The 16,267-nt window shown below is 34.9% G+C and carries 13 protein-coding genes; 8 read left to right on the plus strand and 5 right to left on the minus strand.

Annotation, left to right across the window (positions count from 1 at the left end):
* Positions 1 to 25: 25 nt before the first annotated feature.
* The 3 genes from HRG09_RS14505 (at position 26) to HRG09_RS14515 (ending at position 3,175) form a co-directional block, all read left to right on the plus strand.
* A complete protein-coding gene (locus HRG09_RS14505) occupies positions 26 to 1,411 on the plus strand; it encodes an FAD-binding oxidoreductase (RefSeq protein WP_174101463.1) in 1,386 nt (461 codons plus the stop codon).
* An 11-nt stretch (positions 1,412 to 1,422) separates the two neighbouring features.
* Positions 1,423 to 2,391 carry a bile acid:sodium symporter family protein gene (locus tag HRG09_RS14510; RefSeq protein WP_174101464.1) on the plus strand — a complete coding sequence of 323 codons (969 nt, stop codon included), beginning with the start codon at positions 1,423 to 1,425 and terminating at the stop codon, positions 2,389 to 2,391.
* Between the two features lie 163 nt (positions 2,392 to 2,554).
* Positions 2,555 to 3,175: an FMN-binding negative transcriptional regulator gene (locus tag HRG09_RS14515; RefSeq protein WP_174101465.1), complete on the plus strand. Its 621-nt coding sequence runs from the start codon at positions 2,555 to 2,557 to the stop codon at positions 3,173 to 3,175.
* A 94-nt stretch (positions 3,176 to 3,269) separates the two neighbouring features.
* Here the strand turns inward: HRG09_RS14515 and HRG09_RS14520 are convergent, their stop codons facing one another.
* The gene (locus tag HRG09_RS14520; protein ID WP_174101466.1) at positions 3,270 to 4,745 is read right to left on the minus strand and encodes a protein adenylyltransferase SelO; all 1,476 of its coding nucleotides are present in this window, start codon (positions 4,743 to 4,745) and stop codon (positions 3,270 to 3,272) included.
* 767 nt (positions 4,746 to 5,512) lie between these two features.
* Here HRG09_RS14520 and HRG09_RS14525 point away from each other — a divergent pair.
* Together HRG09_RS14525 and HRG09_RS14530 are read left to right on the plus strand one after the other, a co-directional pair.
* The gene (locus HRG09_RS14525; RefSeq protein ID WP_174101467.1) at positions 5,513 to 7,132 is read left to right on the plus strand and encodes an FAD-dependent monooxygenase; all 1,620 of its coding nucleotides are present in this window, start codon (positions 5,513 to 5,515) and stop codon (positions 7,130 to 7,132) included.
* A 409-nt stretch (positions 7,133 to 7,541) separates the two neighbouring features.
* Positions 7,542 to 8,486, plus strand: coding sequence for a glycerophosphodiester phosphodiesterase (locus HRG09_RS14530; protein ID WP_174101468.1), 945 nt, complete (start codon positions 7,542 to 7,544; stop codon positions 8,484 to 8,486).
* A gap of 123 nt (positions 8,487 to 8,609) precedes the next feature.
* Here the strand turns inward: HRG09_RS14530 and HRG09_RS14535 are convergent, their stop codons facing one another.
* The gene (locus HRG09_RS14535) at positions 8,610 to 9,509 is read right to left on the minus strand and encodes a LysR family transcriptional regulator (protein ID WP_174101490.1); all 900 of its coding nucleotides are present in this window, start codon (positions 9,507 to 9,509) and stop codon (positions 8,610 to 8,612) included.
* A 109-nt stretch (positions 9,510 to 9,618) separates the two neighbouring features.
* Here HRG09_RS14535 and HRG09_RS14540 point away from each other — a divergent pair, with 109 nt between their 5' ends.
* Positions 9,619 to 10,839: an MFS transporter gene (locus HRG09_RS14540; RefSeq protein WP_174101469.1), complete on the plus strand. Its 1,221-nt coding sequence runs from the start codon at positions 9,619 to 9,621 to the stop codon at positions 10,837 to 10,839.
* Between the two features lie 111 nt (positions 10,840 to 10,950).
* Here the strand turns inward: HRG09_RS14540 and HRG09_RS14545 are convergent, their stop codons facing one another.
* Positions 10,951 to 11,199 carry a hypothetical protein gene (locus HRG09_RS14545; protein ID WP_174101470.1) on the minus strand — a complete coding sequence of 83 codons (249 nt, stop codon included), beginning with the start codon at positions 11,197 to 11,199 and terminating at the stop codon, positions 10,951 to 10,953.
* Between the two features lie 365 nt (positions 11,200 to 11,564).
* On the opposite strand from HRG09_RS14545, the gene HRG09_RS14550 reads away from it, so the two are divergent.
* Complete coding sequence (locus tag HRG09_RS14550) at positions 11,565 to 12,692, plus strand: serine hydrolase domain-containing protein (RefSeq protein ID WP_174101471.1); 1,128 nt, start codon at positions 11,565 to 11,567, stop codon at positions 12,690 to 12,692.
* A 36-nt stretch (positions 12,693 to 12,728) separates the two neighbouring features.
* Here the strand turns inward: HRG09_RS14550 and pepF are convergent, their stop codons facing one another.
* On the minus strand, positions 12,729 to 14,516 hold the full coding sequence (gene pepF, locus HRG09_RS14555; protein WP_174101472.1) for an oligoendopeptidase F: 1,788 nt from the start codon (positions 14,514 to 14,516) through the stop codon (positions 12,729 to 12,731).
* Positions 14,517 to 14,709: 193 nt separating this feature from the next.
* Here pepF and HRG09_RS14560 point away from each other — a divergent pair, with 193 nt between their 5' ends.
* Complete coding sequence (locus HRG09_RS14560) at positions 14,710 to 15,159, plus strand: hypothetical protein (protein ID WP_174101473.1); 450 nt, start codon at positions 14,710 to 14,712, stop codon at positions 15,157 to 15,159.
* Positions 15,160 to 15,213: 54 nt separating this feature from the next.
* On the opposite strand, the gene HRG09_RS14565 is transcribed toward HRG09_RS14560, so the two are convergent.
* Positions 15,214 to 16,005 (minus strand): arylamine N-acetyltransferase family protein, encoded by a 792-nt coding sequence (locus HRG09_RS14565; RefSeq protein WP_174101474.1) that lies wholly within the window; start codon positions 16,003 to 16,005, stop codon positions 15,214 to 15,216.
* Positions 16,006 to 16,267: the final 262 nt, after the last annotated feature.

Raw genomic sequence — 16,267 nt, forward strand, 5'->3', positions numbered from 1 at the left:
TAACAGAATGATGGGAGAGAATGAAATGAAAGCTGAAACTGCAAATTTGATAATTGCCTTAAAAGAGGTGCTTCCTGAAACAGGAGTAGTAGTAAATGAAACGGTGAGAGAACTTCACAGTAAAGATGAATCTTACCATCCTAAAAGTTTACCTGATGTTGTTGTATTTCCAACAACGACAAAAGAGGTTAGTGAAATAATGAAACTAGCAAACAAGTATCAAATACCGGTTGTACCATTCGGAGTAGGATCAAGTTTGGAAGGGCATGTGATTCCGTATGAAAATGGGATTACAATCGATTTTTCACTTATGAATCAAGTGTTAGAAGTAAGGGAAAAGGATTTTTTAGTTAAAGTGCAACCTGGGGTAACTCGTTTACAGCTTAATAAAGAATTAAAAAAGCATGGGTTGTTTTTTAGTGTCGATCCAGGAGCTGATGCTACATTAGGGGGAATGGCTGCTACAAATGCGAGTGGAACAACTTCAGTAAAGTATGGCGTTATGCGTGATCAAGTTCGGGATTTAGAAGTTGTATTGGCAGATGGAACGATTATACATACAGGGACGTTAGCTGCAAAGTCATCATCTGGTTATCATTTAAATGGTATTTTCGTTGGATCAGAAGGAACACTTGGCTGTTTTACGGAATTGACGCTTAGAGTATATGGAATACCTGAGCATACGATGGCAGCGAGAGCATCTTTTCCGACAGTGAATGATGCGGTAGAAGCTGTGATTGATATTTTACAGGCGGGCATTCCAATCGCGAGAATTGAACTTGTTGACGAACTATCTATGAAACAGGTTAACAAATATAGTGAAACAAACTATAGAGAAGAGCCGACGTTGTTTTTAGAGTTCCATGGTAATGAAGCAGGGTTAAAACAAGATATTGATTTCACAACAGAAATTGTGAAGGATCATAAATGTAACGGTATTTCATTTGAAACAGAAACAGCAGCAAGAAATAAATTATGGGAAGCAAGACACAATTTAGCATACGCCTATGTTCACAGCAATCGGGGGAAGAAACTAATGAGTATGGATATTTGTGTACCTATTTCAGAGTTAGCGGATGCAATACAATATGCAAAAGAGACGTTAGATGAGATAGGAATCATTGGGGGAATACTTGGACATGTCGGAGATGGGAACTTTCACGTTTTATTAATGGTGAATCCAAATGATAAAGAGGAAGTACATAAAACGGAAGCGGTCAATGAAAAAATTGTAATGTATGCTCTGGAGCGCGGCGGTACATGTACAGGTGAACACGGGGTAGGGGTTGGTAAACGGAAATATCAAGAAAAAGAGCACGGTGCAGCACTTCTTGTGATGAAAAATATAAAACAAACTCTTGATCCAAAAAACATTTTGAATCCGAATAAGATTTTTAAAATCAAAGAATAAAGGGTGGTTCGATGAAAACGTTGGAAGCAATTAGTGATGTAGCAGGGAAATATTTTGCCATTTGGGTTATTTGTATCGCAGTTATCGCTTTTATTATTCCAACACCATTCATTTGGTTCAATGGGTACATAACAATTTTACTAGGTATTGTTATGTTTGGAATGGGACTGACGCTAAAAGCGGTTGATTTTAAAATGATTGTAACGAAGCCGTTACCAGTCACTATTGGAGTGTGCGCTCAGTTTATTATTATGCCTCTCGTTGCATATGCACTGGCTTATATGATGAATTTGCCAGCAGAACTAGCAGCGGGGTTAGTATTACTAGGTTCAGTGCCAGGTGGAACCTCGTCAAACGTAATGGTGTATCTCGCGAAAGGAAACTTGCCTTTATCTATTGCGATGACATCATTATCGACATTACTTGCACCGATTGCTACCCCTTTTATTTTATTACTATTAGCAGGGCAATGGATGCCAGTTGATCCGATGTCGATGTTTCTTTCTATCGTACAAGTCATTATTGTCCCAATTACTTTAGGGATAGCAGTGAGAAAGTTCTTTCCAGCGGTAGTGAATAAAGGGATTACAGTCGTACCTCTTATTTCAGTGTTAGCAATTATTATTATCGTTTCAGCGGTTATTTCAGCGAATGTAAGTAGCATTGCTTCTTCCGGATTATTCATTTTTGCAGCAGTGATGCTCCATAATGCTTTTGGATTTTTACTCGGTTATTTAACGGCATTCGTACTTGGTCTTGATGAAGGAACGAGACGGGCGATTTCGATTGAAGTGGGGATGCAGAACTCTGGTTTAGGTGTAGCACTAGCCACTGCACATTTTGGGTCATTAGCAGCTTTACCGAGTGTTTTAGCGGCGGTATGGCATAATATCGCAGGACCTATCCTTGCTACGTTTTGGTCGAAAAAGCCAGCGGATATTTTGCAGAGAAAAAGTATTCAAACGAGTGTAGAAAGGTGAGTGCATACCTATTTCAAACGCTTTTCAGTTCAAATACTGAAAGGCGTTTTATGATGTATAGAAGTAGTACTGCCCTTATAAAATAATCATTATCTGTCCCTGTTGGGTTCGCTTTCTTCTAAATATAATGGGAAGATAAAATGATGAGAAAAGAGGAAAGAATATGTATATACCTAAATACTTCGATGTAAAAGATGAAGCAACAAAATATGAAATGATTGAACAAAATAGCTTTGCAACGTTATTTTCTCAGCATAATGGAGCACCATATGCAACGCATCTTCCTTTGCTGTTAAATAGAAATGAGCGCACCTTATATGGTCATTTTGCGCGCCCGAACGAACAATGGAAAGACATGGGGAATCAAGAGGTACTTGTGGTTTTCCAAGGTCCACCCTGCTATATTTCTCCGTCATGGTATGAAACAAACAAAGCAGTACCAACGTGGAACTATGTAGCAGTTCATGTATATGGTGAAATGGAAATTGTAGTCGATGAACAAGAATTAATCGATTCTCTTCGTGATTTAGTAAATAAATATGAAGATCAGGCGAGCTCCTATTCACTAGATGAAGTAGAACCTAGTTATATTGAAGGGTTAAGTAAAGGAATTGTCGGATTCAAAATAAAGATTAATAGAATTGAGGGGAAATGGAAGCTAAGTCAAAATCATTCAGCGGAGCGGCAAGAATTAGTGGTGAAGCAACTTGAACAAATGGATAGTGAGAATCATAAAGCGATTGCTATGTTGATGAAAGAAAATCTTATAAAGAATGAGGAATGATTTTTTCATAACATAATGCTATCCCTCCATTTTGAGGGATAGCATTATGTTATATAAATAGTAAATCATGAGAAAGTGTTAACTGCATCTTTTCTTACGTACCACAAAAAGTTCGATAAGGACGAGATGAAGCGGCAGGCAATGTAGCATATTCACATTGTTCAGGTGAATGGGCGTACGGGTTTGAAAGAACCGCAAGAAGTCGATTCATCACGTTGTAATCCCCTTGTTTCACCGCGGCCTCTAGTGCCTCTTCCACACGGTGATTTCGTGGAATGATCGCAGGGTTGTTGTCTCTCATCAACTGGTGTGAAGAAGAGTTTGATTCTTGCTGCCTGCTTAGTCGTTTTTGCCATTTTTCATTCCAAGCCGTAAATTCTTGGCTTGTAAATAAATCGGTATCTTTATCAGTATCAAAAGTTAAAGCAAGGAAGGTGTTCGTATAATCTGCGCGGTATTTCTCCATCAATTTAAGGAGCTCATCGATAAGCGCTTTATCTTCTGCTTCTTCATTACATATACCTAGTTTTGCTCTCATTCCAGTAAGCCAATGCTTTTCATACAATGCATCGAAATTTGAAAGCTCATCTTGGGCTAATTGGACAGCTTGTTCTTCGTCTTCATGTAGCAGTGGTAATAATGATTCCGCAAAACGGGCAAGATTCCAAACGCCAATATAAGGCTGGTTGCCATAGGCATATCGTCCTTGTGTGTCAATAGAACTGAATACAGTTGCTGGATCATATTCATCCATAAAAGCACATGGGCCGTAATCGATTGTTTCTCCGCTAATGGTCATATTGTCAGTATTCATGACTCCGTGAATAAAACCGACGAGTTGCCATTTTGCAATTAGGCTTGCTTGTTGCTTCATCACTTCTTGAAGTAGCGCTAAGTATGGTTTTTTATCTGATTGAATAGCTGGAAAATGACGTTTAATCGTATAATCAGCTAAAGCTTTAAGATCCTCAACTGAGCCGCTTGCTGCTGCATATTGAAATGTGCCGACGCGTATATGACTGCTGGCTACACGTGTTAAGATTGCACCGGGTAAAGCTGTTTCGCGCAAGATTGACTCACCCGTTGTTACCACAGCTAAACTACGAGTAGTAGGAATACCAAGTGCATACATTGCTTCACTGATAATATATTCACGGAGCATTGGACCAAGTGCAGCGCGTCCATCCCCTCGGCGGGAGTATGGTGTTCGGCCGGCCCCTTTTAGTTGAATATCAAATCGTTTACCTGAAGGTGTAATCTGTTCACTAATTAGTAGAGCACGTCCGTCCCCTAGCATGTTAAAATGCCCGAATTGGTGTCCAGCGTATGCTTGGGCAAGTGGTGAAGCGCCTTCAGGTATTTTGTTCCCAGCAAATACTGCCACACTTTCTTCACTTTGAAGTAGCTCTACGTTTAACCCTAAAGATGTTGCTACAGAATCGTTAAGAATGATTAACTTTGGTGAACGTACGGGCGTTGGAGAATTTTTTGTGAAAAATGATTCTGGCAGACGAGCATAACTGTTGTCAAAGTTCCATCCAGTTTCTTGTGTTTCTTTTTTCTTTTCCATTGTATCTCCTTTTCTTGTTCATTCTAGTTTAAAGCATAATATAAAAAGTATTTCATAATATTCTCCATTTTATTTGTGGGATATAGAAGGAAAGGGTTTAATTTTGTTGCGTCTTTGTCCTTCGTTTTTGTGATCTACTTGTAAATATGTATGATACAACTTTAATCAATGGTAAATAAAAAATGCACTAGTAATTGAGTTGTATTCAAATGGTCCTGATATATATAGTAACACTTTTATTTGCAGAACCAAAACGTAAACATTTTTCATTAGGTAAATGTCTTTAGTCGATGTTGGAACATTAAGACAGCAAGTTGAAATATAGAATCTCTAGATAAAGTGAAACGTTAATCAGTGGGATTTCTACGGTTTGTGAATGCGGGGTAAATTTTCAGGAATTGAAAACTTTAAGGCTCATCATAAAAAGGTTGATAATAAAATGAAGATTTATATTTGGTGAACAATCCCTAACATATAGGGGTGGAGTATTAAGAAAAGAAAAAGCTACGCTCATTTATAATGAGTGTGGCTTTTTTGTTATTATAGCTCGTTTAATTTTTAAGTTAATAGTATATAGTTTGTGATTATGCTTTATTTTATGAAAAGAAATGTATCATATAGACAGAATACATTTTTTGGGGCGTACTCTATCTATATGATAAATGATTCGGGAAAATAAGTCTATATTTTTCTGAACTTCCTTATTATAGTTAAACTACTGAGCTCAGTAAAATTTATGTGTGTTTTATATGAAAGGAGAAATACGCATGAAATCCATTCATGTTCCAGTTTTAATTATTGGAGGAGGTTTAACGGGGTTAACTTCTGCATTATTTCTTTCTCGTCGTAAAGTGGATTATTTACTCATTGAAAGACATCCAACAACTGCTATTCACCCAAAAGCAGGAGGGATTACTTTTCGGACGATGGAATTATTTCGGGAATTAGGTTTAGAAAAGGATATTCGCACTGCTGGAAAGATGCTGGAGAACTGTCGTGGAAGGGTTAATGTAAATACAATCGCTGAAGCAGACTATGAAGAATTAAAAAGAGTAAAGATGGTTCAGGATGAAAATGATAAAAGTTTGTCCGAGTTGATTAAAAACATTAGTCCATCAAAACCGACTTCGTGTTACCAAATTACTTTAGAACCAATGTTACTGCAAGAGGCTAGGCGATTAGGTGGAAAGTTATGGTTTCATCATGAACTTGTTTCTTACAAACAGGATGAACTGGGAGTAACTGCTATTGTGCGAAATTGTGAGACGAAAGAGGAACAAATTATATATAGTAAGTATATGATTGCGGCAGATGGTGCAAAAAGTCTGATACGTAAACATTCTGGCATTCCTACTAATGGTCGTGGTACGATAGGGGGCCATTATATAAACATCTACTTTAAAGCAGATTTGAGTGATTTCATAAAAGGGGATGCTTTTGCTTTCACAATGATTACAAATCCTGAAGTTTTTGGTGCATTGATTCCGGTCAATAATAAGGATTGCTGGATTTATCATGTAGCCTATAATCCTTTACAAGGAGAAGCTCCAGAAGATTTTTCTGTGGAGCACTGTCAAGAAATTATTCAAAAAGTCATTGGAAAATCAAATCTAAATGTGGAAATATTAAGTATCACACCTTGGGAAGCAACAGATAGTACAGCTGAACGTTTTCAAGATAATCGTGTTTTCTTAGTTGGCGATGCAGCTCACCTTATGCCGCCCACAGGAGGCTATGGTTCAAATACAGGTGTTCAGGATGCTCATAATTTAGCTTGGAAATTAGCTGCTGTTATCCATGGACAAGCGAATCCCAAGTTATTAGAAACTTATCATGTGGAGAGGCATCCTGCTGTACAATTAACCACGGATTACGCAAGCAGCATTCTACTGCGGGCTGCGAATAGAGAAGAAGCTAATTTGAATACTATGGATAGTTTAGCTGTTACTGTGGGTTATAAGTACTGTTCCGCGGCAGTAATAGATCAAGATGAGAATCCGCACAGAATGGATATTTTAGAGCTCAAGGGAAGGCCGGGAACACGAGCTCCACATATGTGGGGGATTTATCAAGGGAAGCGGACTTCAATACTTGATTTATTGGGAAGGAATTTTGTGTTATTTACGGGTTCAGAACACGATTTTTGGTTAGTTGCTGCACATACTGTTGCTGCACGTTTAAAAATAAGTATTGATGTATATCGAATTTGTCCAAAAGGTGATTTTATTGTGCAAGATAACATATTTGAGATGTTATATGAAATAAATACTGAAGGAGCTGTATTAGTAAGGCCAGATGGATTTATTGGGTGGCGTACAGAAGAAGTATTAACACCCGATCTAGTACTTGAAGAGGTGTTGAAGTGTATACTATGTAAATCTTCTTAAAATGAAAAATTCCTATTAATTGATGAAAAATATTCACAAATTTTCATAGATTTGGTATGATGAAATCCAACAAGTTAATAGAGGGCCGGAGATTTTGAGAAAAGCCATAAGACAATTTTAGGATACTAGTAGTGTATTTTAAAATGTTTTATGGTTTTTTTGTTGGGGTCAAAAAGCACAATAGAGAATACGATTGCGATAAGGAAAGGTGTGATATAAAAAAGAAAATCTTGAATAAGTAGCTTTTTGTTACATAGAGAAAGTTGCAGTAATAGAGTAGTAGATTCAAATTTTGATGCAAGATTGCAATTTTATTATAGGTTTATAAAAAGTATATAGGGTATTTCTTCTATTTTGTGTAAATCTCATTAGCTTGTTGAAATTTGCAACGTGGGAAGGAATAAAAAGCATGAAAAAGATAATAAGTTTTTTAGTTATTTTCTTTACAATAGGGAGTTCTTTTTACGGGGGAACAGTTAATGCGAAAACAGAAAAGAAACATGAATTCAATGCGAATAAGTTTTTAAATATTGCTCATCGAGGAGCGAGTGGACATGCCCCTGAGCATACTTTTGCTTCATATAATCTTGTGAAAAAAATGAAAGCGGATTATTTAGAATTAGATATTCAATTAACAAAAGATGGCCAATTGATTGCAATGCATGATACAGCAGTGGATCGTACTACAAATGGAACTGGGGAAGTAAGAGAAAAAACATTAAGTGAAATAAAAAGTTTAGATGCAGGGTCTTGGTTCAATGAGGCTTATCCAGAGAAGGCGAAGCAAGAATATGTGGGACAAAAAGTTCCAACACTTGAAGAGATATTTCAAAAGTATGGAAGAAGTATGAAATATTATATTGAAACGAAATCGCCTGATGTATATCCAGGAATGGAAGAAAAATTATTAGGATTGTTAGAGAAATATAATTTAATTGGACGAAATATGTCTTCAAGTCGTGTTATGATTCAATCATTTAGTCAAGAAAGTTTAAAAAAGATTCATAGTATGAATAAAAATATTCCACTGGTGCAACTGCTTTGGTATTATCCAAATGAAAACAATGAGATTATTGAATGGTCAGGGCTTACTCATGCTCCTAAAAGCGTAGCAACTCAAGATTTCCAAACGATTAAAGAGTACGCGGTTGGTATTGGACCAAACTTACGTGACGATAATGGAGAACTAATTATTGATAAAACTTTTATTAAAAAAGCTAGGGAAAATAGATTGCTAGTTCATCCATATACGATTAATGAGAAAGAAGATATGAGACTTTTAATTGGATGGGGCGCTACAGGTATGTTTACAAATTACCCAGATCGATTACATAGTGTTCTAAAAGGAAAATAAGAACTAACTTGAAAGTAAGCGAATTATGATTTTCTAAAAAACCTAAGTCAAATTAAAATGACTTAGGTTTTTTTGGTTTAGGAAATTTATTATAAGAAATATATTTGTTATATATAGCTGTATCTAACTTAAATAATCATGAGGGTGAATGTGATTTTTATCAATTAAGTAGGATGTATTTGTAACCCTATCAATAAACCTACGTAAAGCGCCCGAATAAAAAATATCTTTCCGAACAATAAAAGTAGTGGGTACCCTTGAAAAGCTCTCGGGTAAAGGAGTTAGTGCTAAAGAATGTTCATGATCTCGTATAATTGATTTTATCATGATAGCGATGCCCATACCTGATTTTACACACGCAAGTATCGCTTCAATTGTTCCAAACTCTAATACTCGTTTTGGATAAATTCCTTCTTCATGAAGCCAGTTTTCTAATAGGTTGCGGTAATAACAACCTTGACTAAAGGCCAACAAGTTCATCTCTCCTAAATCGTTGAAAGAGGATAGAGGGTGTTTACTAATGAGCAATAATTCTTCTTCTTGAAATAAGATTGAATTGAGGTCAGGGTGATGTCTATTGCCAGCAATAAATGCGCCTTCCAGTTTTCTTTCTAAAACAAGTTGAATTAATTTTTCTGTTGAATGAGTTTCTAAAATGAATTCAACTTCAGGATACGTTTCATAGTACGATGTCAGAATAGAAGGAAGACGGACTGCAGTTGTAGATTCTGTAGATCCAATTTTTAATGTTCCTTTTGGGTGTGTACTGTTATTTTGGACAGCTTGAATAGATTGCTCCATTAAAGAGAGGATTTGTATCGCATACGTTAATAAAACCTCCCCATTTGAAGTTAAAGTCACACCTTTTCCATTTCGATAAAATAAAGGCGCGCCTAATTCATTTTCTAATTGTTTAATGCGCATTGTCACATTGGATTGTACATAATTTAAATTTCGGGCCGCATGTGAGATACTACCTTCCTTAGCTACTTCATAAAAAACAGTTAAATCTTTTATATCCAGTTCAATCCCCTCCTAAAGATATCAATTATTTTGATGTCTTTTATCATTAATGCTCATTTCACATGATATCTGAATTTCGATACAATTAAAATGTATGGAGGGGATAAAATTGTTAAGTCAAGAAAAGGTAATGAAGTGTAGTAGTTCGTATAAATGGATTGTGCTTATGCTAGCAACAGCAGTGCAAGCAAGTGCAACGTTAATAACATATGGGATAGGACCTTTAGCGTTTTTTTGGAAGGAAATATATCATCTTACTAATATGCAAATGGGAATGTTGTTAACCGCTGTTAATATTGGGCCGTTTTTTTGCATGCTTTTTGTAGGGAGATTACTTGATCAATATAATGAAAGGCTATTAATCGGAGTTAGTTCTATATTGCTTGGTGGATCTATATTGTTTATTCATGTAGTAGATAGATTTATGGGATTGTTATTTGTGCTTGTGGCAATGGGAGTGTTTTATAGTACTGCACAACCAGGAGGGAGCAAAGTGATTTTAAAATGGTTCCCGAAAGAAAATAGAGGGCTAGCTATGGGGATTAGGCAAGCTGGCATTCCAATAGGCGGTGCAGTGGCGGGAGCTATGATTCCGATTCTTTCTGTAAAGTTTAGTTTGTCATTCGTGATATATGTTCTTTCAAGTATATGTATTGCGGGAGGAGTACTGTTTTTCATTTTTTATAGAGAGCCTGTTGTTCATCATGAGCCTGCATTAAATAATAAAGGAATTTCTTTTTGGCAACAGTTAAAAGAGATAATGAGTAACAAGGAATTATATCCTGTTTTGTTTACAGGGGTTTGTATGATTTCATTACAAATGGTGTTGATTGGACATCTTATAAACTTTTTGATTACTGCTGAATCTATATCTCCAATTTTGGCAGGACAAATATTTTCGGTTACGTTGTTTTTGGGAATGCTAGGACGAATTGTGTTAGCGGTAATTAGTGATTCTTTTTATAAAGGTAACCGTCAGAAACCACTATTTATTTCTGTAGTTGCTTCGTTTATTTTAATCTTTATTTTGATACTGAACATACATAATTTTTCGGTATGGGGATTGTTTTTGTTCAGTGGCTTATTAGGGTTCTTCGGCATTGGATGGTTTAGTCTTTTTATGGTTGAGATTGCTGAAACAGCAAGGCAGGATTCAGTAGGAATGACGGTTAGTTTTGCACTTACGCTTAATCAAATTGCAATCATGTTAGCTCCGCCTATTTTTGGACTCATTGTCGATGTAAAAGGATATATGTGGGCATGGATAGGGTTAGTGATATTGCTGTTTACTTCAGTGATAAGTTTATTGAAAAAAATGCTATTCAAGTGACATTTTTTTACAATATGCTGTATAATCAATTTTGAAAGGAATGATATCACGACATATCAATAGAAACTTTTGTCGTAATGGGAGTACTGATAAATAGTGAAATAAATAAACTTAATCCTTAGTAGTATTTCTTTTCCGCTCATTTCCTCTTTTGAAATTCCCTGTTATCTTGGCCATAATGAGCTGTCGTTCTTTTTCATTATTTGCAAGATGTATTTTATTTAGAAAAGCACTTGCTTCTTTCCCTTTTAAAATCATAATTTGTTTTCCGTAATATTCAATAAAAACTATGTTATTTTTATTTGTTCGATAACTGAACATTTCGAGATCTAGTCGATTTCGTTTATCGATGTTTCCCAATAGAGTTCCTCCTTTATCTCGCTATTGTGGGGTAGTATACTTCCGGTGATGAAAGCTTTACTTTATATACTAATTGTAATGAATGTTACATAAAAAAACGAAATTATAGTTAGACGAATTAGATTGTAGGTTGGAAATTTTAAAAGAAAGTAAATACAATAAAAAGTGGTGAAAAATTTGAATATGGAAAGCTAACCTTAAACAACTTTCCGATATGGTTAATTCTTTTGGGAGGTAGAGAAGTAGGTTCGTTCATTTATAGAATTAAGCAAAAATTAAGGTCTTCTTTTCAATGAATAGAGGTAGAATGAATATATATATGAGAATGATAATCAATACAAAATGAATAAAAAGAGGGCTCTTGTATGTTTAAGAAATATGTAACCATTTTCTTTATTATCGCAATTTTTTGTTTAAGTGTATATATGTTCATGCAAACAAATAAAAATAAGATACAGACATTAAAAGTATTTTCAGATTTTAATAGTAAAACAGAAAATGATAAGCTAAAAGTAAATACAGAGCAGCGTACCCGTTATGAGGTTGCAGCGGAAAAATTAGATCAATATTTAAAAGAAAAAGGATTTAACGGAACGGTACTTGTAACTGATAAAAATAAGGTGATTTTACGAAAAGGCTATGGGTATGCAAATATGGAGGATAAAGTTTTAACAACACCAAGAACGAAATATCGTATCGGTTCTATAACGAAGACAGTAGTGGCAGTATCTATATTGCAGTTACAAGAAAAAGGGAAGTTGAATATAGAAGATAATGTGAATACATATATCCCTTCATTCCCAGTGGATAAAAATATTACTTTGAGACATTTATTAACACATACATCCGGGCTACCAGAGCAAGGGAAAGGAAAAGTAGATGCAGCATCGCGCCAAAAATTAGTGGCATGGATTGGTTCGCAAAACCTTGAATTCCCTGCAGGGACCGGCTGGAGATATACAGACTATAATTACATGGTACTTGCTTATATTGTAGAACAAATTTCGAAGCAACCATTAGCTGAATATGTAAAAGAACATGTTTTTAATCCAGTTGGAATGTATGAATCTGGTATGGGTGCAAAGTTCCCTGGAGATATATTTTTTGCAGAAGGCTATACAAAGAAAGATAATGAATTCGTATCTACTCCTAAGTTAAGAATGAACTGGTTATATGGTTGTGGTGAAATGTATACAACTGTAGAAGATATGAAAAGGTTAGATGAAGCGATTATGACAGGAAAACTTCTTTCAAAACAAAGTTTAGCATATATGTTCACTGTATCACCCGCAAGGAAATATGGATTTAGTTTTTATATTTATCCAGATTATTATCATAATCATGGTGTATTAGCTGGATGGAATACATTTAATAATTTCGATTGGAATAAGCAAATTTTTGTCATTCTTTTCTCGAATGTCCAAAACGGAATGAATGATGCATTTAATCAGGAGTTTCGAAAGATGACAAAAGATTTATTAGAAGAAAAATGAATTTGAAAAGGCCTCTAGCGTGAGAGGCCTTTTTTATTACAGTGAAGAAAACTCTTCAACTAGTTTATTAAAACGATTTAGTGCACTTTCAATTGGCTGTGGTGTTGTTAAATCTACACCTGTTTTCTTTAAAAGGTTGAGTGGATAATCTGAACTTCCGCCTTTTAAGAATTCGATATAATTTTGCTTAGCGATAGGGTCACCGCTTAACAGTTGATCTGCAATTTGGATTGCAGAAGCAAATCCGGTAGCGTATTTATAAACGTAAAATGGTCTGTAAAAATGAGGGATTCTAGCCCATCCATATTTTACTTCTTCATCGAATACGAGTGTATCACCGTTGTATTCTCTAAATAATTTTTCATAAACATCACTAAAGGATTGCACATTTAGTGGTTTTCCTTGCTGCGCCATTTCATGCATAATCTTTTCAAATTCAGCAAACATAATTTGTGTAAAGAACGTTCCTTTAAATTGTTCAATGAAATGATTGATTAAATGCTTGCGTATGTCTACCTCTTTTGCTTCTTTTAATAGATGGTGAATTAAAAGAACCTCATTCACCGTAGAAGCGACTTCTGCTACAAAGATTGTATAGTGAGCAGAAATTCTTGGCTGAAACTTATGCGAATAATAAGTATGCATGCCATGTCCACATTCATGAACTAGTGTAAATAGACTATTTAAGTCATCATGGTGATTTAAAAGGATAAATGGATGAATGCCATATACTCCGAAATTATAAGCCCCAGAACGTTTACCAGGTAATTCTCTCACATCTATATAGCGTTTGTTTTTAAATTCTCGAAGTACTTGAATATAGTCGTTACCTAATGGAGCTAAGGCTGAAAGCATAATTTCATAGGCTTCATCATATGGAATATCTTGTTTTACACCTTTTACTAAATCCACGCCTAGATCATACTGTCTTAATTCATCTAGTTGCAGTTTTTCTTTTCGTAAATGATTATATGTATGTAGAGATGTAATGTTCTTTTTCGTTGTATGAATTAAATTATCATATACTTCTTTCGGAACCATATCACCAAATAAAGATTTTTCTAAAGCAGATGGGTAATTTCTAATTTTGGAAATGGTAACATTATTTTTAATAGCCGCTGCTAAAGTAGAAGCGATAGAATTTTTTAGTTGCACATATGGTTGATAGTATGCTTTGTAAGCTTCTTTTCTCTTCTCTCTATTTTCGTCTTTTATTAATTTTGCGTACATGCCGCGTGTTAACTTTACTTTATTTCCATCATCGGTTGTCACTTCTCCAAATATTATATCTGCATTATTGAGCATTCCGTATGTTTGTTGAGGAGAGGAGAGAGCCTCGCCCATTTGTGATAAAATTTCTTCTTTATCTTTGTTTAACACATGTTTCTTATATCGATATAATTCTAATAAGTCTTCTTTATAATATTGTAAGCCTTCGTTTTCTTCTATATAAGAATGTAATGTTTTCTCATCGATACTTAGTAAAAATGGAGAAAAGAAGGAACGAGCCGCGCTTATTTTAACGTGTAATTGTGATGTCTGATCTACAAGAGATTGCGCTTCCGTATCACGTGTATCAAGGTCTGCTTGCAGCCTTGCATAGGCATAAACGAGGCTGAACAAACTGGATACTTCTTCACTTTTTGTAAGGTAAGCAAGTAAACTTTGACCATCATGGATATTTCCATTGAATTCTTTTAAGTCCTCTGTTAAATTTTCAATTTTTTCATAGTCGTTTTTCCAGTCTTCCATTGTTTTATAAATATCTGTTAAATCCCACTTTTCCTGATTAGGTACGTCCATTCTATTTTTAAATTCTGTCATAATCATTTCCTTCCCCAAATATGTATTTTGTATATTCTATCTAACTATGAAATACAACAAATTGCAAAGAATCCCTGCTGCACTATAGAAAAATAGAGAACATAGGTGTAGTTATATCATAAGTAATTATTTGTTAAAGGATTGTGCATGTATATATAGACGGAAAATATATTTAAGTAAGGAGGAGAGTGTATTGATTCTAATCCCATTCATTCTGTTAGGTTTACCGCTTGCGATTATCGTATTTATTTTGTTAGCGATCATGAAATGGAAAAAAGAGGGGGAGGAAGATGTGTTTAGACAATTATATGTACATTTAGTATTATTTGCGACTTTGATGTTATCGATTGGAGGCGGAATTGGCATATTTATGGGACTATCAGATTATATCAGTCCACCTTCTTACTACGAATCTTATGATTCATTTCAAAAGATGAAATTAGTAGAAGCGAAAGATTCACAACAAACGGTAAGTGAAGAGCAAATTCGTGCAGAATATGATCGGAATGTAGAAGATAGAAAAGAAACAGTCAAGCAGGAAGCGAAAAATACAATGATTAAAAGCTTAGGTTTTATCGTTATTCCGCTACCTATCTTTCTGTATTTTAACAATGGTAGAATTCGAGATAAAAAAACTGTGTGAATAGAAGGAAATAAAAAATCTTGCCACCATTGGCAAGATTTTTTATCGTGTCGATTATAATAGTATACCGAATGTCGAGTGTAATAGGTTTGAATATTGCTCTTTTGTAATCTCTTCTTTACTCTGTTCTCCTTGCTTTGTTACTGTAAAATGATCTTTTGTTAAAGTAGCATGCCCATCAGAAGTTAGTTTTACGGTAAGAGGTACTTTATTAAAAGGAGAGTCTGTATGTTCTACAATTGTTTTTTGTGCTTCATTTAATTTTCTTTCGTCAACTGCTTCCTTATAAAATGCATAACCTAATGTCCAGTCTTGAGAGGAAGCGGCATCTAGAAACTCATTGTTTTTTCTCATTTCTAAAATATAATTTCCTTTTTCAGTTGTTTCTTTTCGGATACGGTAGTCTCCGGTAACAGAGTGAACCGTTTCACCTGAGAAAGGGACGGGTGAAACGGGTAGGTATGAACCGAAACCTACTTCAATTAAATAAAGTTCATCATTATGTTTTAAAACGGTTGCCACATGCCCTGAATCAACAGCCCAGGTACCGGAAGCGGTATTATAAACTGTTCCTGATACTAAGTGAACATCAAAACCGCAATCTTTAAGGAAGTAATACATCGTTGGATTCAATTCATAGCAAAGACCACCGCGATTATTAACTAAGATTTTTTCTTGGAGATGTTCTTTTGATATTTCTTTCACTGTACCTTGAATAATATCCAAATTTTCAAATGGAACCGCTTGTGCCATCTCATAAAGAATTTCATTTAAATCTTCAAATGAAATAGGATCTTTTGGTTCTATATTTAATCTAGAGAAGAATTGTTTTTGGAAATCTGTCATGTGGATCACTCCTTATTTGTTTTTACTTATCTATGTAATCATTGTACCGAAATCAATCAAGAAAACATCCGCAATACGTTGAATAGAAAATCCATATATATATTTACGACTAAAGTATTATAGTCATGACACCTTTACATCTTTTATAACATATAGTATGATGATTTCAATAAATTAGATTTCAATGAACATAATTATAAATTAATGAGAGGTGCTTTTTGTGAGTGCGGTAGGTTCTAAATAGGAAAAATTTAATGAAATA

It is taken from the genome of Bacillus sp. Xin1 (assembly GCF_013314535.1).
Lineage (GTDB): Bacteria > Bacillota > Bacilli > Bacillales > Bacillaceae_G > Bacillus_A.

What these genes read in the sequence shown, in the direction of transcription:
- HRG09_RS14515 (WP_174101465.1), top strand. Translation starts at nt 2,555, where the DNA reads ATGTATATACCTAAATACTTCGATGTAAAAGATGAAGCAACAAAATAT.
- HRG09_RS14520 (WP_174101466.1), bottom strand. Translation starts at nt 4,745, where the DNA reads ATGGAAAAGAAAAAAGAAACACAAGAAACTGGATGGAACTTTGACAAC.
- HRG09_RS14525 (WP_174101467.1), top strand. Translation starts at nt 5,513, where the DNA reads ATGAAATCCATTCATGTTCCAGTTTTAATTATTGGAGGAGGTTTAACG.
- HRG09_RS14565 (WP_174101474.1), bottom strand. Translation starts at nt 16,005, where the DNA reads ATGACAGATTTCCAAAAACAATTCTTCTCTAGATTAAATATAGAACCA.
- HRG09_RS14510 (WP_174101464.1), top strand. Translation starts at nt 1,423, where the DNA reads ATGAAAACGTTGGAAGCAATTAGTGATGTAGCAGGGAAATATTTTGCC.
- HRG09_RS14550 (WP_174101471.1), top strand. Translation starts at nt 11,565, where the DNA reads ATGTTTAAGAAATATGTAACCATTTTCTTTATTATCGCAATTTTTTGT.
- HRG09_RS14505 (WP_174101463.1), top strand. Translation starts at nt 26, where the DNA reads ATGAAAGCTGAAACTGCAAATTTGATAATTGCCTTAAAAGAGGTGCTT.
- HRG09_RS14530 (WP_174101468.1), top strand. Translation starts at nt 7,542, where the DNA reads ATGAAAAAGATAATAAGTTTTTTAGTTATTTTCTTTACAATAGGGAGT.
- pepF (WP_174101472.1), bottom strand. Translation starts at nt 14,516, where the DNA reads ATGACAGAATTTAAAAATAGAATGGACGTACCTAATCAGGAAAAGTGG.